16 protein-coding genes and 1 pseudogene are annotated in these 20,648 nt (G+C 59.0%); 4 read left to right on the plus strand and 13 right to left on the minus strand.

Annotated features, from left to right (window positions below):
• Positions 1-36: 36 nt before the first annotated feature.
• The 11 genes and pseudogenes from H9S92_RS15365 to H9S92_RS15410 form a co-directional block, all read right to left on the minus strand.
• The gene (locus H9S92_RS15365; protein ID WP_187467581.1) at positions 37-702 is read right to left on the minus strand and encodes an RluA family pseudouridine synthase; all 666 of its coding nucleotides are present in this window, start codon (positions 700-702) and stop codon (positions 37-39) included.
• A gap of 20 nt (positions 703-722) precedes the next feature.
• The gene (locus H9S92_RS15370) at positions 723-2,345 is read right to left on the minus strand and encodes a T9SS type B sorting domain-containing protein (RefSeq protein ID WP_187467582.1); all 1,623 of its coding nucleotides are present in this window, start codon (positions 2,343-2,345) and stop codon (positions 723-725) included.
• 233 nt (positions 2,346-2,578) lie between these two features.
• Positions 2,579-5,581, minus strand: coding sequence for a DUF559 domain-containing protein (locus tag H9S92_RS22865; RefSeq protein ID WP_406612199.1), 3,003 nt, complete (start codon positions 5,579-5,581; stop codon positions 2,579-2,581).
• 27 nt (positions 5,582-5,608) lie between these two features.
• Positions 5,609-7,708 (minus strand): annotated as a pseudogene (locus H9S92_RS22870) (DNA polymerase III subunit alpha); the annotation flags it as partial.
• Positions 7,709-8,117: 409 nt separating this feature from the next.
• Positions 8,118-8,936, minus strand: coding sequence for a formylglycine-generating enzyme family protein (locus H9S92_RS15380; RefSeq protein ID WP_187467584.1), 819 nt, complete (start codon positions 8,934-8,936; stop codon positions 8,118-8,120).
• A gap of 116 nt (positions 8,937-9,052) precedes the next feature.
• Positions 9,053-9,238: an SUMF1/EgtB/PvdO family nonheme iron enzyme gene (locus tag H9S92_RS15385; RefSeq protein ID WP_187467654.1), complete on the minus strand. Its 186-nt coding sequence runs from the start codon at positions 9,236-9,238 to the stop codon at positions 9,053-9,055.
• A complete protein-coding gene (locus H9S92_RS15390) occupies positions 9,213-10,226 on the minus strand; it encodes an RNA-directed DNA polymerase (RefSeq protein ID WP_187467585.1) in 1,014 nt (337 codons plus the stop codon). The genes H9S92_RS15385 and H9S92_RS15390 overlap by 26 nt, the downstream gene beginning before the upstream one ends.
• A complete protein-coding gene (locus H9S92_RS15395; RefSeq protein WP_187467586.1) occupies positions 10,210-10,665 on the minus strand; it encodes an HRDC domain-containing protein in 456 nt (151 codons plus the stop codon). Before H9S92_RS15395 ends, H9S92_RS15390 begins: the two co-directional genes overlap by 17 nt.
• Before the next feature lie 100 nt (positions 10,666-10,765).
• A complete protein-coding gene (locus H9S92_RS15400) occupies positions 10,766-11,578 on the minus strand; it encodes a formylglycine-generating enzyme family protein (protein WP_187467587.1) in 813 nt (270 codons plus the stop codon).
• Between the two features lie 3 nt (positions 11,579-11,581).
• Positions 11,582-12,004, minus strand: a complete 423-nt coding sequence (locus tag H9S92_RS15405; protein WP_187467588.1) for a hypothetical protein — start codon at positions 12,002-12,004, stop codon at positions 11,582-11,584.
• Between the two features lie 10 nt (positions 12,005-12,014).
• Positions 12,015-15,206 carry a COR domain-containing protein gene (locus H9S92_RS15410; RefSeq protein ID WP_187467589.1) on the minus strand — a complete coding sequence of 1,064 codons (3,192 nt, stop codon included), beginning with the start codon at positions 15,204-15,206 and terminating at the stop codon, positions 12,015-12,017.
• 206 nt (positions 15,207-15,412) lie between these two features.
• Between H9S92_RS15410 and H9S92_RS15415 the strand changes: the two genes are divergently transcribed.
• The 3 genes from H9S92_RS15415 to H9S92_RS15425 all read left to right on the plus strand — a co-directional run bounded on the left by H9S92_RS15415 (position 15,413) and on the right by H9S92_RS15425 (position 16,972).
• Positions 15,413-15,676, plus strand: a complete 264-nt coding sequence (locus tag H9S92_RS15415) for a hypothetical protein (protein WP_187467590.1) — start codon at positions 15,413-15,415, stop codon at positions 15,674-15,676.
• Positions 15,677-15,795: 119 nt separating this feature from the next.
• The gene (locus H9S92_RS15420; protein WP_187467591.1) at positions 15,796-16,317 is read left to right on the plus strand and encodes a TlpA family protein disulfide reductase; all 522 of its coding nucleotides are present in this window, start codon (positions 15,796-15,798) and stop codon (positions 16,315-16,317) included.
• Positions 16,318-16,387: 70 nt separating this feature from the next.
• Positions 16,388-16,972 carry a hypothetical protein gene (locus H9S92_RS15425; RefSeq protein ID WP_187467592.1) on the plus strand — a complete coding sequence of 195 codons (585 nt, stop codon included), beginning with the start codon at positions 16,388-16,390 and terminating at the stop codon, positions 16,970-16,972.
• A 266-nt stretch (positions 16,973-17,238) separates the two neighbouring features.
• On the opposite strand, the gene H9S92_RS15430 is transcribed toward H9S92_RS15425, so the two are convergent.
• Together H9S92_RS15430 and H9S92_RS15435 are read right to left on the minus strand one after the other, a co-directional pair.
• Positions 17,239-19,515, minus strand: a complete 2,277-nt coding sequence (locus tag H9S92_RS15430) for a TonB-dependent receptor (RefSeq protein WP_187467593.1) — start codon at positions 19,513-19,515, stop codon at positions 17,239-17,241.
• 5 nt (positions 19,516-19,520) lie between these two features.
• On the minus strand, positions 19,521-20,072 hold the full coding sequence (locus H9S92_RS15435; RefSeq protein ID WP_187467594.1) for a type 1 periplasmic binding fold superfamily protein: 552 nt from the start codon (positions 20,070-20,072) through the stop codon (positions 19,521-19,523).
• Positions 20,073-20,164: 92 nt separating this feature from the next.
• On the opposite strand from H9S92_RS15435, the gene H9S92_RS15440 reads away from it, so the two are divergent.
• Entirely contained in the window at positions 20,165-20,542 is a 378-nt protein-coding gene (locus tag H9S92_RS15440) for a Fur family transcriptional regulator (protein ID WP_187467595.1), read from the plus strand.
• The last annotated feature ends 106 nt before the right edge of the window (positions 20,543-20,648 follow it).

Consider the following 20,648-nt stretch of genomic DNA (forward strand, 5'->3'; position numbering starts at 1 on the left):
TCCACAAGATACACCGCTTTGGAAAACTGGGCGCGCTCATACTGCCCCAGCAAACCAAACCGGGGGTGGCGCTTCTACGGTCAACAGCTCCCCTTCCGGCGTCGGGAAGCTCAGCCGCCGGGCGTGCAGGGCGATGGCCTGGGGGGCGATGATGCGCCGGGAGCCGTAGGCTGCGTCGCCCAGGATCGGTGCGCCCGCCGCCGCCAGTTGGGCCCGGATTTGGTGGTAGCGGCCCGTTTCCAGCTGGATTTCCCAGTGGAAGTGCCCCCCGGTGTGGGCGAGCAGTTGATAACTCAGGGTGGCTTCCTGAGCGCCGGGCAACGGACGGGTGCTGGCCACGGCGCGGCGGGCGGCCTGGTCGCGCAGCAGGTAGTGGCGCAGGGTGCCGGCAGCGGCGGGGAGCGGCTTATCGGTCAGCGCCCAGTAGGTTTTCGTCACTTCGCGGCGGGCAAAAGCCTCGTTGAGGAAGACCAAAGTCGACTTATTGCGGGCCAACAAAAGGGTGCCGCTTACCGGTCGGTCGAGGCGATGGACGATGCCGACGAACGGACTTCCACTGCTCCCCGGTCTTTTCCACTGCACCTGCGCCCGCGCCTCTACCGTATCGTTGGTAAAGTTGCGCTCCGTGGCAATGCCCGCTGGTTTGTTGATCACCACCCAGCGCGGCCCCTCGGCGAGTATCTCCAGGCTTTTGTCCTCCATGCGGTGAAGGTACGGGGCGCTCAGCGCAAGAGGGCCAACGAGCCGCTTAATTGCCGCTCGATGGCGTCGTCCATCAGGATGCGGGCGGAGTAGACGTAGACGCCAGCGGGCGCGGGCTGCCCGTTGATTTGTCCGTCCCAGGCCGCGCCCTGGAACAGCCTCGCGCCCCAGCGGTCGTAGACGCTGATCTCCACCACTTCCTGCAAATCGGGCCCGCCGGAGATGGTGAAGACGTCGTTGACGCCGTCGGCATTCGGCGAAAAGGCCGTCGGGGCGTACACCTGGTAGTAGGACAAATCCAGGTTCACGAGGCTATCGCAGCCCGCCGCCGAGACGGTGGTGAGGTCGTAGCGCCCGGGGTACTGCACGGCGTAGCGGCCAACCTGGAAGGCCTCGCCAGGGAAGATTTTGGCGCGGACGCTGGATTGCTGGTTGCGTTCTACCGTCAGCACCAAGTTGACCACGCTGTCGCAGCCTTCGACCGAGCGGAGGGTATCGATGTAGGCACCGCCCTCCTCCAATTGCTGGCGGCCGAAGGCGAAAAATTCGTCCTCGCAAATCGTGACGCGCGCCACCGATCCCAACTCGGGCCGCACGAAACTGTAGGCGGCGGAACGCAGGCAAAACTGCCCATTGTCCACCACCACTTCGTAGCGCCCGGTGCTCCGCCTTCCCGTCAGGGCCGCACCGGTTTCCCCCAGCAGGGCGATGCCGTTGCGGTACCACTGGTAAGAGGCATTGCCACGGGGCGGGATGGCCAGGGTAAAATCATCGGCGCAGGGTTCACCCGCCGGGGCGATGACGGGTGGAAACGCGGCAAAGTCGGCCAAGACGAGGTTGTCCAGAAAATAGTAGAGGCTGAAAGGGCCCGCCCGCGTCGGGCAGTCGGGTCCGATGGCGATGGCGACGATGTCTTGCTGGGGCATTACATCAATGGCGGTGTGTACCCAGCGGTCGCCACCGAACCCGTTGACGTAGATATTTCCCAGCGGCACCCAGCCGGTGCCGTTGGTGGGGCAGCCAAAGTCGGGATTTCCCACCCCGAAGGGAAGATTCTCGCAGCTTTGTGCGCCGAACATGGTCACGTTGATGGGCGGCGAAAAATCGGGATTGATGAAGCCTACGTCGAATTCAATGCGGTAGCGGGTCCCGGCCAGGAGCGGACCGAGCAGGCAGGCTCCGGCGTATTCTTTCCACTGCGGTACGGCCTCCTCCTGCGGAGGCGTCGCGGCGCGGCCATCCCAGAATCCCACCACCGCCTCGCCGTCGGGGAAAGGCTGGGGCGGCGGGTAGCCGGGGAAGCCCATCCAGCCGCAGGTGTGAACGAGGTCGGTGGTCGCCTCCGAGGCTTGGTCCCAACCCTTGGCGCAGCCCAGTTCGCTGCGGTTGTTGGGGCAGCAATCCAGCTCTTCAAACGAAGGATTGGGGATCAGGGAAGGAGGGGGTGCCGCCGTGCATGTGCAGTCGGGGTCGTTGAGGTCAATCAGGCCATCGCCGTCGTCGTCGAGGGCATTGGCACACAGCTCTGGCCCCAACTGCGGGGGCGGGGCTGCCCAGTGCCCGTAAAGACCCAGCACCAGCGGCAGGGTAAGGGCCCAGCCGAGCGGGAAGGTCTCCAGAGAGAAGAGGTGAAGCGACCGCATAGGGGAATTGTTGATAGTTTACCGTCGCCTTAAAGCTAATTATTCGCGGGCAATTATTCAACAGGCCACGGTTGCGAGGCCAAAAAAGCGGGAAATTGACGTTGGAAATGCAAGGGCTGGGTCGTTTTGGGCGCAGGTGGGGGGAGCAGGGGTACTTTCGAACATGTTCGAAGGTTCTTTTTTATGGCCCCAAGCCTCCCAAGACACCCTCAAGGCACAACCCAGGCAAATCACTACCCCCGCACCGCACTCTCCAGCCGGTAGGTAATCCCCAGGCGTTCTACTTCCCGGACGAAGTCGGTATCCGCCTCCACCGTCCGCTTGAGGGAGAACATTTTCAGCTGTACGTCCTCTTCGCGGTCGTAGAAGACCATGCGGAGCTTCTGTTGCCCGGGGAAGCGCTGGCACAGGTCGTCGAGGGCCACCACCATGCGTTCGTTGAGGTCTTCGAGGGGCAGCTTCAAAACGATGGCTTCGGTCATTTCCCGGCCCACACCTTCGAGGAGTTTGACGTCGGAGATGTTCAGTTCCAGCTCTTCGCTGTTCCACTTTTTGCGGTAGGTAGCCGTCAGGAACAGGGCCGTTCCCTGGTGGAGGATGTGGCGGTATTTCTGGTAATCTTCGCCGAAGAGCTTGAATTCCAGCGTGGCGTCGTAGTCGCCCAACTCAAAAATCCCCCAGCCGTTGCCGTTTTTGCTGACCATGTGGCGGGCCCCGACGATCATTCCGGCCAGGCGGACGGTACTGCGGCCGTACTTGATGGGGTTGACTTCCCCGAGGCTGCAAGTGACGTAGTTGTCGATTTCCAGTTTGTAGCCGTCCAGGGGGTGGCCGGAGACGTAGACGCCGGTAATTTCTTTCTCCCGGGCGAGCTTTTCGGGCAGGAGCCATTCCTTGGCTTCTGGCGGCGTGGGCTCGTCGGGCAGGATCTCCGCCTGAAAGGCCCCGAAGAGGGAGCTGGCCGCCGAGGCCAGCTGGGCGTGGTAGGCGTTGGCGTACTTGGTAACGTGCTCCAGGTAGCTGTCAAACTTCTCACTGGGGGCAAAGTACTGGGCGCGGTGGACGTTCTGGAAGCAGTCGAAGGCCCCGGCGTCCACCAGTGCCTCCAGCACCCGCTTATTGATGGCACCGGGTTCGATGCGCTGCAGGAGGTTGAACAGGCTGGTAAACGGACCCGACTTGCGGGCGTCAAGGATGGCCTCTACTGGCCCCTCCCCTACTCCTTTCAGGGCCGTCATCCCGATGCGGATGGCCCCTTTTTTGTTGACCGAGAAGTCGGCCTGCGATTCGTTGATGTCGGGCCCGAGCACGGGAACGTCCATCCGCTTGCACTCGCGCAGGAAGAAGGTCAGCTTCGTCTGGTCCGATTTGTTGTGGGTCAGTACCGAAGCCATGTACTCAGCCGGGTAGTGGGCCTTGAGGTAGGCGGTTTGGTAGGCCACCAGGGCGTAGCAGGTCGAGTGCGACTTATTAAAGGCGTAGGAGGCGAAGGCTTCCCAGTCTTTCCAGATTTTGCCGAGTTTGTCTTCGGGGTGGCCGTTCGCCGTGCCACCAGCGATGAAGCTGGGGTACATCTTATCGAGGACGGCCTTTTGCTTTTTACCCATGGCTTTGCGGAGGGTATCCGCTTCGCCCTTGGTGAAATTGGCCAACTTCTGCGACAACAACATTACTTGCTCCTGGTAGACGCAGTTGTGCAGTAAGATGTTATTCCCTACATAATTATGGATGCCTTCAACGGTGATGTCGTAGACCTTTTCATTGCCGGCGGGGGTGATGGAGATGATTTCGTCCCAGATTACTTGGGAGGATGACTCCCTAGGTCCATCGTTGTAGTTAGACCCCTCCCCCGGCCCCTCCCCACAGGGGAGGGGGGACCCAGGAGCCGACGAACTATGTTTTGAGGAAAGGTTTTTGCTGAAGCTGAAGACCTCTACAGGATAGGGCAGTGGCCGGTCTTCAGCACTACATACCGCTTCGGTCAGCCGCTGGATAACTGAGGGTAAATCGTTTCGTATCTCTTCATTTGTAAAGCGAATGGTACGGTAGCCAACTGCTGCAAATTTTGCGTCCCGCTCGGCATCGCTAAGCATCATCTCGGGCCTTTGATGGTAAGCACCATCAACTTCAACCACAATTCGCTTCTGAAGACAAATGAAATCCGGGATACAATCTCCCATTGGTTTTTGGCGCTGGAAAGTGTAGCCCGCAATCTTTCCATTGCGAACCACTAGCCACATAATGCGCTCCGCAAGGGTTGGCGCCTTACGCATTCCCTTCGCATAAGCATACACGGCTCTAGTAACTGCCGTGGGAACCTCCCAATAATCATGCGTAACCACACCATCAGCATAAGGCGCATTATTCCGGAGTCCTAACGCAGCATGCAGACGCTCCAGCCCTGTAACATCCTTCCTTTGCAATGTATAGGTCAAATCCTGGGAGTCCCCCCTCCCCTGTGGGGAGGGGCCGGGGGTGGGGTAAATGGAAGCGGAGAAATCACGGCCAAAACCAGCACCACCCCTTTGCAAACATTCAAGACCAGGCTCGCCATCCCCCCTCCCCTGTGGGACCGGCGAAGCCAGCCGCGTAGCGCACGGGCCGGGGGAGGGGTAAAATGAGACTGAGAGATCCCTGCCCAAAGTAGGATTCACACGCTCCATCTTCCCAACATCTTCCCTCTGCAAACATTCAAGACCAGGCTCGCCATCCCCCCTCTCCTGTGGGACCGGCGAAGCCAGCCGCGTAGCGCACGGGCCGGGGGAGGGGTAAAATAAGTCTGAGAGATCCCTGCCCAAAGTAGGATTCACACGCTCCATCTTCCCAACATCTTCCCTCTGCAAACATTCAAGACCAGGCTCGCCATCCCCCCTCCCCTGTGGGACCGGCGAAGCCAGCCGCGTAGCGCACGGGCCGGGGGAGGGGTAAATGGAAGCGGAAGATTCAACCGAGGAGTAAACATTCCTCCCCAACACCCCCCGCGGCGTACCAATAAAACTCCCAACCCCCAAATCACGCAACTCCCGCCAGCCATCTTCGGTAAGCACCCGGTGGTTCTCCGTCATTTTAACGCGCTTGCCCGACCGTAAAACCACCTCAAAAACCGGTTTCACCCCGTTGCACACCCAGTGGGTGAGCCAACCAGTGGCTTGCTGGTTTTCGGCATCCACGCCCTGACACAGGAAGTCTCCCACGCGGTGCTCCAACTCGTCAATCCGTACCCGCTTACCGCTCACCGCATCGTGTACCAGGGTATCACCCGTTACACAAATGCCGTAGGTTTCGTGCAGGTATTCCTCCATCGCGGGCAGGTCATACACGATTTCGTTCCTCCCATGCTTCCGCTCAATAAACTCCGGAATGTACTCCAGCGGGCCGGGGCGGTACAGCGCGTTCATGGCAATCAAGTCGTCGAAAGTCGTCGGCTTGAGGTTTTTCATGTGCTTCTGCATCCCGCCGGATTCGTACTGGAAAATCCCGTTGGTCTCGCCGCGCTGGAAGAGCTCGTAGGTTTTTTCGTCGTCCAGGGGGATGGCGTCCACGTCGATGTCCACGCCGTGGTTTTCCTTGATCATCGCCAGGGCGTCCTTGATGATGGTCAGGGTCTTGAGGCCCAGGAAGTCCATCTTCAGCAATCCCGCGCTTTCGGCCACCGAGTTGTCGTACTGAGAAACGTACATGCCCGTGTCCTTATCCGCCGTCACGGGAACGTGCTCCGTGATGTTGCTCGGCGTGATGACGACCCCACAGGCGTGAATACCGGTGTTGCGCACCGAACCCTCCAGCTTCTGGGCCATGCGGATCATCTCCCCGATCTGGTTTTGCCCCTGCGCCAGCTCGCGGAAGGCGTAGGCCCGGTCAATGTCCTCACTGTTCATCTTGCCCTTCAGCTTGGGGTCGATGTCGTTCTTGGCCAGAACCTGGCCCAGCGAGGCCCCGAGTTGCTGGGGGAAAGACTTCGCTACGCGGTCAACTTCACTCAGGGGGACGTCCATCACCCGGCCAACGTCCCGCAGCGACGACTTCGCCGCCATCGTGCCGTAGGTGACGATCTGGGCCACCTGTTCCTGCCCGTATTTGTCGATGACGTAGTCGATGACTTTCTGCCGTCCCACGTCGTCGAAGTCGATGTCAATATCGGGCATGCTCACCCGCTCGGGGTTGAGGAAACGTTCGAAGAGCAGGTCGTACTTGATGGGATCCACGTTGGTAATCCCCACGCAGTAGGCCACCGCCGAGCCCGCCGCCGAGCCCCGGCCCGGACCCACACTCACGCCCATCTGCCGCGCGGCAGTCGTGAAGTCTTGCACGATGAGGAAGTACCCGGGGTAGCCCGAAGCCTTGATGACGTCGAGCTCAAAATCCAGCCGCTCGCGGGTCTTTTCGGTGATCTCGCCGTAGCGTTTGCGCGCGCCCTCGTAGGTGAGGTGGCGCAGGTACTCATCCTGGCTGCTGAAGTTCGGCGGCATCGGGAAGTTGGGCAGCAGTACGTCGCTGGCCAACTGCAGGGTCTCAATTTTGTCGTACACCTCCAGGGTATTGGCCACGCTCTCCGGCACGTCGCGGAAGAGGTTGGCCATCTCGATCTGCTGCTTGAAGTAGAAATCGGAACTGGGGAATTTGAAGCGCGTCGGGTCGTCCATCAAACTGCCCGTGTTGACGCAGAGGAGGATGTCGTGGGGCAAAAAGTCGTCTTCTTCGACGTAGTGACTGTCGTTGGTGCAGATCACTTTGACGTTGTACTTCTTAGCCAGCAGGAGCAGTTTCTGGTTGACGTCCTCCTGGCTGATGCCCAGTCCGTCGATGTCTTCCATGCCGCGGTGGCGCTGGATTTCGATGTAGTAGTCTTCGCCAAACACGTCGAGCCACCAGCGCAGGGCCTCTTCGGCGGCCTCGTCTTTGCGTTGCAGCAGCAGCTGGGGGATTTCCGCACCAATGCAGCAGCTCGTCACCACCAGCCCCTCGTGGTATTTCAGGATGAGCTCTTTATCGATGCGGGGGTATTTGCCGTAGAGGCCTTCGATGTAGCCGATGCTGCAGAGTTTGCTGAGGTTGATGTAGCCCTGCTTGTTCTTGGCCAGCATCAGCTGGTGGTAGCGGTTGTCTTTTTCGCCGGCCGCGCGGCTGAAGACCTTCTTGTGGCGGTCTTCCACCAGGTAAAACTCGCAGCCCAGCATGGGTTTGATGCCGCGCTTGGTGGCCTCGTTGACAAACTTGAAGGCGCCAAACATGTTGCCGTGGTCGGTCAGCGCCACGCCCTTTTGCCCGTCGGCCACGGCCTTATCCATCATCGTCCCAATCTCGGCGGCACCGTCGAGGAGGGAGTACTGGGTATGGCAATGCAGGTGGCAAAATTCGGGCATGGTGGGGAGACTTTTAAGGCTTGCACAAGGTACGCCGGAGACGCCTTTTTCCAACAAAAAGTTTTCCACAAGGGCTTGTTTTTCCGGGGCGCGGCCGCAGGTGCCGGGGCGGGGGACGGGGAGAAAGTTGGGGTCGGCCCAGCCACTGGACTTCCCTCCGCGCGGAGAACTGGGCCGACCAAAAAAACCTTGCTGCTCCCCCATTGGGGGTCGGGGGGCCAACCATCTCCCCCCTTCGGGGGGTCGGGGGGGAGCACCTGCGGCCGCGCCCTGGGGATAAGGGGCTTTTCCTGGTGGCGGCCGTAAATAGCAAGCCTCCCGCCCCTTACGCCCCCGCGCGTCTTGCCGCTCGCTCCGCGGCGGCCAGCCGGGCGGGGGCGCCGGGCCAGTCGGCACTGGCTGGCTGGGCTCACCCTGACTCTGGAACTGGGGCGGCGAGGCGGAAGCCGAGGTCGAAGTCCCGGCCGTCCGGCCTCCAGGCGTTGCGGTAGGCGCAGCGGCAGAACCCGGCGTAGACGAACCAGGAGCCGCCGCGCAGGACGCGGACCTCGGCGCGCTTAGCAGGATCGGGATCATCCACCCAAGGTTCGCTATTACGGGGATGATTGTTGTAATTGCTGTGCCAGTCGTCTTCACACCACTCCCAAACGTTGCCGCTCAGGTCGTATAACCCGAAAGCGTTTGGCGCGAGTAGTCCATTGGGCATGGTTTCTTTCTCGTTGTTGCTGTCGTACCACCCTACTTCGTCCAGCTGGTTACTACCCGCGTAAAGCGTTTCCCGTTTCCCCGCGCGGACGGCGTATTCCCATTCCGCCTCGGAGGGGAGGCGAAAATGGCCGTCCGGCTTATCCAGCAGTTCGTTGAGTACTCGACAAAATTCGTGGACATCGTCCCAGCTCACGTTTTCAATCGGGCGGTTCGGGCCGGGGAAATGGGCGGGGTTGGGGCGAAGCAATTCCTCGTCAAATTTCAGCTTTTGGGCGCTGGCTTGGGTATACACCATAGTCCACAGCGCCTGCGTAACGGGGAATTCGGCGAGGGCGAAGGGCTTGATTACTCGGTTGTGTTTAGGTCGTTCCCAACTATTGTTTTCCTCTTCCCCTTCGTCGTTGCCCATAGTAAAGTTTTCCATTCCGGGCAGGGTGATCATGCGGAAGGCGGTCTTGTTACCGATCGTGTAGGTCTGCTGCGGGAGCGCGGTGGGGGCGAAGAGTTGGGTGGTGCGCATGAGGGGATTTGCGGTAAAGGGGCGGTGGGCCTTTCGCCGTAGCTACTGAGCCCACCGCCCCGGCCTAAGATAAGGCATCTTTGTCCTGATGGATCAGGAGCGGGAGTGCCTCCGGTTCAGATCCGGCCATCCGGCCGGGGGTGAGCTGGGGCGGCGAGGCGGAAGCCGAGGTTGTTGTTCCGGTTGTCCGGCCTCCTGTTGTTGCGGTAGGCGCAGCGGCAGTTCCTGGCGTTGTTGTTCCAGGAGCCGCCGCGCTGGACGCGGTTCTCGGCGCGCTTATGGAGGTACCCCAGGGTAAAGATTGGTTATTTTCTGGAGATTTTTGCGGAGGGCGAGTGTGTTGGCGCGTTCCACGAAGGCGAGCAGGCTTTGGGCCTGGCGCTGGGCCTGTTTTTCGGTTAGGATTTCGTCGTTAAGGTCATTGGTTACCCTCCTGAGTTTGCGGGCAAATCTTGCGCGGCTGGCGTGCGTCAACCTGATACTGTACGGGAAAATGCGGTAGCCCAGGAAAGGTAGGCCCTTTGAGCTACGGTTTAACACGGCGGGCTTGAGGGCGCAGTGCAAATCAATGTCGATAAGCTGACGGACCTGCGCTAACGCATCCAGCAAGTAGGCTTTATCGTTGTGCCATAGCACCATGTCGTCCATATATCGAACGTAAGCCGGGCAGCGCAAACCTTGCTTTATGAACCGATCCACGGGCGTGAGGTAATGGTTGGCGAAGTACTGGCTGGTCAAATTTCCTAGCGGCAACCCTCGACCAGCAGTGACGGAGTACGTGGCGAGTATTTGATCGAAAATAGCCAGTAATGACTCATCCTTGAACAATCGCTGAAGTTGCCCCTGAATGGTAGCGTGATGGATGGATGCGAAAAAATTTCGCACGTCCAGTTTCAGGTACCAGGCGTGTTGCTTGCAGAATTTTTGGGAGCGGAGTACGGCGGCGTGGGTCCCCTTCCCCCTCCGGCAGGCGTAGGAGTCGAAAACCTGATGCCGCTCAAAAGTTGTGTGGCAATGGTTCAATATGGCGTGGTGCAGGACATTATCACGAAACCTGCCTGCGCAGATTTCGCGGCGCTTGGGTTCGTGAATGATGAATTTCCGGTATCCCCCGTGTTGCAGTTCACCGCCCAGAAAACCTTGCCGGAGTTGGAGTAGCTCGCTGTCCAGGTTTTGCGTAAAGGCCAACACATCTGCACTGGCAGTTTTCCCCCTTCTGGCCTTTACGAAAGCGCTGCGCAAGTTTTCCGGTTCAGCAATCAGGGGAATAAGCTTACCGCTCCGTTTCATCCTCTGCTTTTGTGATGAAGTGCTCTCCGTATTTGGCCAGCTTTTTCTCGCCGACACCTTCAATGGAGCGGATTTCGGCTGGCGTAAGCAGACCTACTTCCGCCATTTCTGCCAACTCTTTATCCGTAAAGACCGCGTAAGGCGGCACACCATCTCTTTCCGCCAAAGTCTTTCTGATTTCCCGGTAGCGGGCAAACCTGGCAAATGCCTCCGGGGGCAAGACCTCCCGGTAGTCAATCCGGGCGGCCTTATTACCAGCTCGTTTTATCGGCTCACTTCCTTCCAGATATTCGACGCAAAAGCACCAGTGGCTATTGACCCCATCAGCGATGAATTGCTTCTCTACTTGGAGAATTCTGTGTCCGCGGAGAAACTTATTGAGGCTTTCCTCTTCGGCCTCGTTGCCCCAGGCGGGTACGGAAAAAATTCTTATCTGCATTGCTTGCTAATTTTCACTCGCCCCCACTCCAACCCTTGCCCCCTGCTTGCTCCGCCGCAGGCTGCCAGGGCTTCCGCCGGGCCTCGCTGGCTGGCTGGGCTCACCCTGACTCTGCAACTGGGGCGGCGAGGCGGAAGCCGAGGTTGAAGCACCGGAAGCCCGGCCTCCTGAGGTAGCGGAAGGCGCAGCGGCAGTACCCGGCGTAGTCGCTCCAGGAGCCGCCGCGCTGGACGCGGCCCTCGGCGCGCTCAGCAGGGTCGTCCACCCAAGCTTCGCTACCGAGGGGATGATTATTATAATTCTCGTGCCAATCATCTTCGCACCACTCCCAGACGTTGCCGCTCAGGTCGAACAAGCCGAAGGCATTCGGAGTCAGTAGTCCAACGGGCATCGTTTCTTTGTCGTTGTTTCCATCGTACCACCCGACCTCGTTCAGCTGATTACTGCCGGCGTAAAGCGTTTCCCTTTTACCCGCCCGGGCGGCGTATTCCCATTCGGCTTCGCTGGGCAGTCGGAAATAGCCTTTCGGTTTATCCAACAGCTCGTTCAGTACGCGGCAAAATTCGTGGGCATCAATCCAGCTTACATTTTCTACCGGGCGGTTGGGACCAGGGAAATAAGCGGAGTTGGGGCGCAGCAATTCCTCGTCAAATTCCAGCCCTCGGGCGCTGGCTTGGGTATGTACCGCAGTCCACAGGGCCTGGGTGACGGGGTGTTCAGCGAGGGCGAAGGGGGCGATGTTTCTGCTGTGCTGTGGTTTTTCATCATCGAAACTTTCTGCTTCTTCATTCTCACTGCCCATGAGGAAATGGTCCGCGCCGGGGAGATTGCGCAGGTGAAATGAGTAGCCGTTTACCTGATAGGTGGATAGCGGCGGGAGGTCGGTGGGAAGAAAAAGTGAGGTGGTGGTCATCGATTAATCATCGCACTCGTCGCCGGTGATCGTCTTGTATAAGGCGCACCACCCGGGAGTTTTAGACTTGCTGATCTTTCCTTCGTTCTTCTTCTTGTAGAGATACCAGAGAAGGAAAGTTTTGCCCGTATCGCCAAGAAATTCCAGAGCATCGCCGTACTGTTCGATCAACTGTGGCCAGTCGAGGTCAGAAAGGTTCCGGGTGGTTGCCTGGGCCTGTTGCAGTTCAGCGGAGTACGCTTTGGCGACATCTTCGTCTTCGGATGCGGCAATTTCGGCTACCAATTGCAGTAATTGATAAGCTTGTATTTTGGTCAGTGGCCGATCAATGCCAGAAGGTGGATCCCCAGGGTAGTAGGCGGTAACGAAAGCCACCGGGTCGGTGAAGGTGTGGCGGGCGGCTATTGCGCTTAATTTTTCGTCCATGTTGTTTTGCTTATTGATGGGCTTCCCCGTTGATGAATAGTTGGTAATTTGCGGTGGCGGGGGCAATATCCCTCGCTTGCTCACTTGCACCAGCGAAAATAGTAGGTAGACGCTCTAATCCTAGCTCATCCAAGTCTTTATAGAGGCGATAGGCAAAATCGCATCCTGCCCGGTCATCCAAGGCCCCTTTTGCGCCAATCACCGCCAAGCCCAAGGTACTGACGCGCTGGGCGATCTTTGCCGTATGGCAGGCGTTAAGGACAATGAGCTTGGGTCGTTGGTCTGATGCAAAAACTTCCTCCGCCCGTTTCATCCAGCCCCGACAAAGATTATAGAGCCCATCTTCTGATAGGAAGTCGGGCTTCCCATCCCGGTCAATCAACACAATACCACACTGGGCAAAACTCGTGGTATTCAACCAGGGTTTTTCCTGGCTGGGCCGCTTAATACCCGGAAGTTCCTGCCCGTGCCCGACGAAGTGGATAATTTGGGCGGGGAATGTTTTCATCAAGTTATCGAGCGTATTCCGGGTTGCGGGGCTCTCTCCGTTGCCCATGGGTTCACCATCAATGTATTTTCCTACGGCATAATTGATGGCACGGGTGATTCTAATCATCTCGTCCTCTACTTTCAATGCTGGCAAATCCGGCACGATAGCCTTGAAAATGGTCAGTTGCAATTGCTGCCGGGAGTTCGCTGCGGCCGAAGAAATCCCAGCTGAATCTAGTGGCTGGCCTTGAGGCTGAGGCTGATTTTCCAACGGGGGTGGATCGGTGGTTTCCTCGTCCTCCGCTCCCAAGTATTCCCCTTGCCCCTTGGCATCTCCAAAGGCCCGAAGCAGGGCCTCGTAGTCTTTACGCTTGGCGGAGTTACCATTGCGGTCAATTACTGCTGCTTTGTTTTCCCGCAGCAAGTCCAGGTCTACCCATTCCCGGCCATTTGGGCTCACCCAGGTAGTATCCGGGGCATCCGACCGGGGGACGTCCTTTAATACCTTGGCCAGATCGGTGAGGAGCGTTTTGCTTTTTTTAGGGACAAAAATGGCGATGGTTTTATCGCTTTCCTCGGTTTCCACTAAGACCTGATTCCCTTCTTCGTCGGCCAAGATCATTCCACTGCGCCATACCCATTCTTTTTCTTCGGGGTCGTGTAAGCGGATAATCAAACGGCGAACGATGCCCGTGTGCAGGTAAGCATTAAAAAGCTGCAAATGCCACCAGTCGCCGGGGTTCTGTTCAATGTTCTTGCGGAGTCGATCGCGGTCACGGGTCCGCGCAGGTGCTGCGGGCAGTAGTTGCGGCGCACAGTAGAGGCGGTCAGACCAATCCGCTTTGTTTTCTTCGTCCTGTTTACCGCCCACCCGATAGGCCAATTCACACCGGAGCATAAACTCCTCAAAAAGCTCATCATCTCCCGGTTTGGCGAGGTGGTCCTTCCAGTAGCCCAGCAAGTCCGTACCGGTGAAGTACCCATTATTTGCAGTAATCTCTTCGATGTAGTTTACTGGTTCCCGCTGTAAAATGGCGTAGATGGCGGCAGTCGCCCAACGTTGATCAAGGATGATGCGCGGTCCGGTAGCCGTTTCTTGGTAGAATACTACCCCCGTGTTGTGCAGCCAGGTTTTTGCAATTTCCAGAGGGTCCCGGCCGAGGGAGCCATACTCTTCTGCGACTTTTGCAGCTAATGCTTCGTACTCCTCTAAATTCAGGTATTTTTCGCCGGAGGCCTGCTTTTCCCGGAGGCGATGCCGCAACTCAATCCAGCTTTTTGCGGCTGATTTGCCCGCTTTGACCTTTGCCAGAGCATTTTTCAGGTGGTAGGTCAGGGTTGGATATCCATCCGGGAAGGGTGGCAAAACCGGTTTGGGGATGGATTCTACGGACAAGCCACCTTTGAAGTCCTCAAAGTAGTTGCTCAGAAAAGCATCTATTTTAGGATCTTCTACGCTGTGCTGCTTTTTGGTTTGCACCACCAATAGGGGTGTTGTGGATTTGTTCTGCTCCCACCGCCAGTTTGAGCGGCGCCCGCCGCCGCTGGCCCGGTAAACGTAATCGAGCCAGTAGGGGAGTCGGAAGTTTTGGTAGACACCGTAGGGGCCTTCATCGGGTATGGAGTATTGATCCAGTTTCTCCGATTCGGGGTCCCAAGCCACGATATAGACTGCGCTGGACTCCAAAAACAGGCGGTGGGTGGCGTGGTAAATGTCTTGTCCACCAAAATCCCAGAACTGTACGTTGTAGGGCGAGTCTTTATCAGGCCAGCGATGCGAAGCGATGATTACACCGTGGGTGCTTTTTTCTTTTTCGTTAGGGGAAAGGTTATTCAATCGGCGGTACATAGTGGTTTTACCCACCCGGCCATTCCCGACAATGAGCACCTTACATTCATCATCTTTCCCTACACCAGAATCCCGGCGGGCCGCAAGAATACCTTTGACGGCCACCGCATTTTCCGCTGGCGTACCCGTCAGAGCGGTCTGGTAATCGTCACTGAGTGGATTATCGTCGAGGAAGAGGTTTACCGTTGGCCCGAGCAGGTCTTGCAGCGATAGCGGAAGATCTTTGAACTTATTCTCACTCAACCGCAAACTCTCCAACCCCGGCAGCGCCCCCTCAAACGCCACCTCCGTCAATTCGTTATCCTCCAAACAGAGAATGCCCAGATTGGCGAAACCGTCAGCCAGGCGGAAAGCCGTCAGCCCATTGTGACTCAAATCGCAAAAGTACAGGCGGGGGCAGGCAGCGGCGAAGGCCCACTCGGTGAGGCTTTTGTCTTTTTGGCGGCTGACGTTGAGGAATTCCAGCGCGGGGCTGGCGGGCCAGGTCAGGCGGGGGAGGGCGCAGTGGCTCAGGTCTACGCGCAGGAGGTCGGGGAAGGCGGCGGGCAGCGTCAGGGCCGTCAGGTCGGGGTTGCTCTGGGCAAAAAGGACGCGCAGCTGGGTCTGGTGGCTGAGGTCCAGCGTGCCAAGGCCGCAGTTGCCCAGGTTGAGGTACTGGAGGTGAGGAAGGTCGCGCAGCCAGTCGGTAGACGGCAGCGGGTCCTTCCGGTCGGCCCAGCCAAAGAGGTTGAGGGCGATGATCTGTTTTTGGTCATCGCGAACGTACTGCCCGGCCTGATCGGCAAGGGCACAGCGGGCGGGGTTTTCTTCCTGGCAGGGCCTGAGCTCCGTGCCCAGGATCTCCATTAGCGTTTCTGGCGACATGGGGTAGCGTGCGGGTGTTTTTTCAGAGAGCGGGAAGATAGAGAAAAAGGGAATGTGAGGGGGATTTTCCTCGGCGTAGGGGCGAAAATGGCGTGGTTAGCAAAGAAACACGGGTTTCAAAAAAAGTAGCCCTAGGGTCTTGCGCCGTGTTTATGTAAGGACTAAATTTGTCTTATTCTTATTTGTATTAATTAAAAATAACAATCATGCCAGTTATCACCGCTTCCCTAATCATTGGGGGAAAAACCTTAGGCGCCTACTTGGTCAAGAAGTATGCAATCAAAACCGCTGCTACAGGCGCTTCCTCTATTCTCCGAGAATTAGCTACGAATCCTGCCATTAAGGAAGCTGCGGGTAAGTTTGCTGAAAATGTAGGAACCGGTATAGCGCAAGACCTAGGAAAGGATACCGGCGAGGAAGTTGTAAAACAGGTAGCAGACGTGATGGAGGCAATCGGCGAATACTTATAGGGCCATAATTTCAGTGCCCTACGCTGATCATCCTTTCTAACAGGTCCAACGGAAGTGTTTGGGGGTATCCACAACCCACCCCCCCCCCCCAACGTTGCACAAAAACCAAATCCGCCGCCGTGCTACGTCTCCTGACCTCCCTCGCTGTTTTGTCCGCGCTCTGCACCTGCGGCAGCGCCCCGGAAAACGCTCCGCTCCCAGCCCTCGGCACCGCCTCCGCACCCGTGCGCTACGCCCAATTTGCCGACCTGGAAGGGCTCTTCCAGCAGCAAAACGACACGACCTACCTGGTCAATTTCTGGGCCACCTGGTGCAAACCCTGCCGCGAGGAAATCCCCCTGCTCCAGCAACTGCTGGAGGACAAAACCGGCCAGCCCCTGCGCGTCGTGCTCGTCAGCCTGGACACTGAGGAAAGCGCCATCGCGCGCATCCCTGCCCTGCTGGCCGCCGATGCCCCCGACGTCGCCGCCGTGGTGCTCACCGACGAAGACCCCGCCTGGGGCAAAAGCATCGACCGGGTCTGGACCGGCGCCCTGCCCACCACCATCATCTACCAGCAACAACGCCGCTTCGTCTACCGCCGCGCCTTCAATACCTACGCCGATCTGGAGGCCGCTGTCAAGCCCCTGCTGAGACGGTAGCCGACATTTTCTGCCCTGACCCTGAACCAGTTGGAGATTTTTTGTATTTTTCCAGCATAAGCCGTAGACCATGCCAAAAATCTACCCCCTCCTCTTCTTCCTCCTCTGTTCCATCTCGCTGAGTGCCAGCCCCTTTCGTGGCTTTTTGCTGACGAAAGACGGCTACCAGCTCACGGGTTATTTCAACCTCATGGAATACGGTCTGCAAGGGAATTTCATCACTTTTACCAATGACTTTGGCGACGTCTACGCCATCCACCCCATGCTCGTCAGCGGCTTCGGGTTCAGCACCGACGGCCGCAGCCTCCGCTACGTAAGCCGCTACCACGAAGGGCAGTGGTATTTCCTGCGCGAGGAGGTCAGCGGCCGCACCCTGCGCCTGTACAGCCTACCGAGCAGCGACGACCGCTGGGTAGACGATTCCATGCTCCGCCTCTTCGTCAATCCACCCCCCGCCTACTGGCTGGAGACGAGCGACCGGCAACTGCTGCCCCTCTCCCGCCTCGGCTACAAAAAATCCCTGCGCGATTTCCTCGCCCTGGCCAGCCCCGAAATCGCCGAAAAAATCGGCAGCCGCGGCTATCGCTACCGCGACATCTACACCATCGTGGCGGAGGTCAATGCCCTGGGCGGGAGGAAACGGCGGCGGCTTTAGTCGGGCCCCTTTTTAACGTGAGGTTGGGAGACCTTCGGTCTTTTTTTGAACCACTAAGGACACTAAGGGCACTAAGAACACTAAGAAAACGTGATTATGGCGGCATGTAATCAGGACCTAGGTTGAGACCCTCTGGGTCGATCTCTCCCACCCAGGCTTAGACCCTCTGGGGCGATCCAAAGCACCCCATCCTTTCTCCCATTACAACGCTTACGCGCCACAACATTGCTCCGACCCGGAGGGTCTCGACCTAGGAGGGACCGCCACTACCAGGCGTAACTCACCTGCAATTCCACGTTGCGGCCCGGCGCATCGGCAAAATACCGCTGCCGATCGAGGTAATCGCGGTAGGCCGTATTGAGCAGGTTTTGGGCGCTAAGACGCAGGTGCAGGGTTCGGTTGGACGGCAACGCGAGGTCCCGGCGGAGGGCCAAATCCAGCAAAGCGTAAGCGGGCGGCGGCGGCAGAAAATCTTGCTCCGGGTCCAGCCTTCCCTGCTCGGCCACCAATAAACTTTCGAGACTGATTTGCCAGCCGGCGGCGACGCGGCCGGGGTGGAAATGCACCGCCAGACGCAGGTTCGCCGGCGGCGTAAAGACCAGCGGCCGGCCCTCACTCCGGTTGGTGCCGTACACTACCGCCAGGCGCCCGTCGAGCTCCCACCGTGGCGCGGGCTGCCAGTAGGCCTGCAAGTTGCTGCCGTAAAGCAGAGCATCGCCAGCCCGGTAGAGGAAGAGCGGGAAGGCCCCGCGCACCGTCAGGCGAAACTCCGGCTGCGGCTCCAGAAAGATGAAATCCTGGATGGGCTGCACAAAAACGTTGGCGCTCAGGGTGGTGCTGGCGGTGGTGATGACCAGCCCCGCCGTCGTTTTCAGGGAGCGCTCGGGGGCCAGCGTCGCGTCGCCTTCCTCGATGCCACTGACGCCCTGGTGGAGGCCCTGGCTGTAGAGTTCGTTGATCTGCGGTGCACGTTGGCGCAGGGTCACGCCGGTCCGCAGGCTGGCCCGGGGCGTCAGCTGCCAGCGGGCCTCCACGCTGCCGCCCAAGGTGTGGAAGAGGTGATCGAAGCGCTCGATGCGGCGCGGCAGGTCGCGGCTGATGGTGATCGCCTCGTAGGCCTGGCGGTCGTAGCGCAGGCCCAGGTGGTACTGGAAGGCGGCCTTTTCGTGGTGGTAGGCCAGATAGGCGCTGCCCCGCTGGGCGTTGTAGTCGGGGATGAGGGGCAGGATGCCGGTGCCGGGCTGGTTGTCGTTTTCAGTCAGCTCGTACTGGAGGCTGGCGTCGAGGTGGCGGCCGGTGCCCAGCTCGCGGTGCCAGGTGCCTTCCAGCAGGTGGTTCCACTGCTGGAGGCTGAGGGCGGCCTGGTCGTCGCGGTCGCCGCGCCTGACGTCAAACTCCTTGCGGTCGTTGAGTTGCCCGCCGTAGCGGAAGTTGAAGCGGTTATCGGGGTTGGGCCGAAACTCGGTCTCCGCCTTCAGCAGGTGGTGGCTGACGGTCTGGCGGGGGGAACCAATGTCGTAGCTGAAGTTCTCTTCGGTAAAGAAAGGCGCTTCGCGGTCGATGGCCAGCTGGAGATCCGTCAGGTTACCGATGTGGGAGCCGCGCAGAACCCCAATCTCGGCGTTGAAGATGGAGTAGTAGAGGTGGCTCGTCCAGCGGGCGTCGTGGAAGCGCGTCAGTTGCAGGGCGGCGTTGGCTTCGCGGCGGCCGGTGTTGCGGAGGAAGTAGTCTGGCGTGCGCTGGTCGCCGCGCACCTTTCCCGTCGCGCTGAGGCGGTAGGCCGTCTTGCCCCCCCGGCTGAGGCGGGCGTTGAGGGTGTGGCCCAGGCCGTTGGACTGAAAGCCGTAGGCGACTTTGCCCGCCGCGCCTTCGTCTTCGCGTAAGGGGGCGGGCTCGATCAAGACGGTGGCTGCCACCGTTGGCCCGGCGTACCGGAGGGCTTCGACGCCCTCGACGACGCGGATGTAGGCCGCTACCCAGGAGTCGATCTCCGGCGCGTGGTCATTGCCCCACTGCTGCCCGCTCTGGGCCACACCGTTGTTCTGGATGCTGAGGCGGTTGCCAAAAAGACCATCGTAAATGGGCTTCGCCGCCGCCGTACCCGTGCGCAGGGAACTGACCCCGGTGAGGCGCTCCAGGGCGTCGCCGAGCTGGGCCGTGGCCCGCAGGTCGAGTTGCTCGGAGTAGGTTGCAGCGTTGCGGGCCGTGACGGTGGCCGTTTCTGTGTAATTATCGTGGTGGTGCAGCAAGACGGTCAGCACCGTATCCCGCTGGAGGCGGAAAGACAAGGATTTGGGATCACAGCCGAGGTGGGAAAAACGCAGGGTTTCCATCCCCACCGGCAAACCCGTAAGGCGAAAGAAGCCCGCCGAATCCGCCTGCACGCCCCGGCCGCTTTTCTCCGCGTAGACCGTGGCGTAGCCCAGGGGTTCGAGGTCGTGCTCACCCAAGACGGTACCACTGACGGTGACGGGACCACCCTGCCCCCAGACGATGGCCGGAAGCAGGGCCAGAAAAAAACACCGGAACATCCACCGCGCCATGCCCACTACTGGATGCTGACGGGGAAGGTCACTTCGGCGTCCGTACTGCCGCCCGCCGGAGCAGGGTTGCCAATGGTTGCACCCGCCGCTTTGTTGGGTTCGTGGAGCAGGGTAACGGTCAGGCTCCCCGTGCCCGCTACGCCGGTGGTGACGTTGACGTTCAGGCCCAGGGGTTGGTTCTGGGCGTCAACGTCGTTGTAAGTAACGGTCATATCGAGGCCACTGCTGACCTGGTAAAAGATCTGGTGCTCCTCCCCTTCGGCGAGGATTTCCGCGTCGATGCTGCCCTCCGGACTGCCAAAAGACACCATCCCGCGGTAGCTGGCGTTGGCCTGTAAAGTGCCCGTAGTGCTGAAAGAAGGGGCCGCCCCGCCGTCGCCGTCGGGGTCCGAAAAGCCGAAGGTGACCGTTTCCTGCGGACCATTGGGGAACAGTGTCAAAGTGACCGAAGTGATGAGTTCTTCCTCGTTCTCGATGATGGGATCTTCATCCTCCACACAGGCCGTTACTACCAATAACAGGGCAAAGGAGAGCAGCAGGAGAAATTTATTGGACATGTTTTTTTCAATTTCGGCACAAGATATGGGCAGGAATCCATATTATTGCAATTAAGTCGCAATAATTGACGCGGCATCATCAGCTCCTGCCCATGAAGCGTCGTAATACCCCCACCAAGGCTGCTGTCCTTTCTTTGCTGGCCGGTGCAGACTCCGCCATGAGCCACGATATGTTGCTGGAGATGCTGGAAGATAGCGTAGACCGGGCCACGATTTACCGCATCCTCAACCGCTTTTGCGCTGACGGGGTGGTGCACCGCGTCCTCGCCGACGATGGCAAGCAGTACTTCGCTCTCTGCGAAGACTGTGCGCAGCAAACGGAACATTCCCACAATCATTTTCACTTCCGCTGCCTGACCTGTTCCCGCGTGGAATGCCTCGGCACGGAGGTTTCCGTCAACCTGCCCAGCGGCTACCGCGCGGAGAATTTTAATGGGGTGATTTCGGGGGTTTGTAGTCGGTGTGGTTGAAACTGCACACCAAAGTGTAAGTAAATATCAAAACACAAAACCATGATTTTTTACGCAAGCGAGTTTTTAGTCATCGGCCTGGTAGTGCTCCTCTTATTAGCGGCAT

Source organism: Neolewinella lacunae (assembly GCF_014349155.1).
Taxonomy (GTDB): Bacteria; Bacteroidota; Bacteroidia; order Chitinophagales; family Saprospiraceae; genus Neolewinella; species Neolewinella lacunae.

Coding starts and splice junctions, on each gene's coding strand:
- H9S92_RS15365 (WP_187467581.1), bottom strand. CDS start 702: ATGGAGGACAAAAGCCTGGAGATACTCGCCGAGGGGCCGCGCTGGGTG.
- H9S92_RS15370 (WP_187467582.1), bottom strand. CDS start 2,345: ATGCGGTCGCTTCACCTCTTCTCTCTGGAGACCTTCCCGCTCGGCTGG.
- H9S92_RS15380 (WP_187467584.1), bottom strand. CDS start 8,936: ATGCGCACCACCCAACTCTTCGCCCCCACCGCGCTCCCGCAGCAGACC.
- H9S92_RS15390 (WP_187467585.1), bottom strand. CDS start 10,226: ATGAAACGGAGCGGTAAGCTTATTCCCCTGATTGCTGAACCGGAAAAC.
- H9S92_RS15395 (WP_187467586.1), bottom strand. CDS start 10,665: ATGCAGATAAGAATTTTTTCCGTACCCGCCTGGGGCAACGAGGCCGAA.
- H9S92_RS15400 (WP_187467587.1), bottom strand. CDS start 11,578: ATGACCACCACCTCACTTTTTCTTCCCACCGACCTCCCGCCGCTATCC.
- H9S92_RS15405 (WP_187467588.1), bottom strand. CDS start 12,004: ATGGACGAAAAATTAAGCGCAATAGCCGCCCGCCACACCTTCACCGAC.
- H9S92_RS15410 (WP_187467589.1), bottom strand. CDS start 15,206: ATGTCGCCAGAAACGCTAATGGAGATCCTGGGCACGGAGCTCAGGCCC.
- H9S92_RS15415 (WP_187467590.1), top strand. CDS start 15,413: ATGCCAGTTATCACCGCTTCCCTAATCATTGGGGGAAAAACCTTAGGC.
- H9S92_RS15425 (WP_187467592.1), top strand. CDS start 16,388: ATGCCAAAAATCTACCCCCTCCTCTTCTTCCTCCTCTGTTCCATCTCG.
- H9S92_RS15430 (WP_187467593.1), bottom strand. CDS start 19,515: ATGGCGCGGTGGATGTTCCGGTGTTTTTTTCTGGCCCTGCTTCCGGCC.
- H9S92_RS15435 (WP_187467594.1), bottom strand. CDS start 20,072: ATGTCCAATAAATTTCTCCTGCTGCTCTCCTTTGCCCTGTTATTGGTA.
- H9S92_RS15440 (WP_187467595.1), top strand. CDS start 20,165: ATGAAGCGTCGTAATACCCCCACCAAGGCTGCTGTCCTTTCTTTGCTG.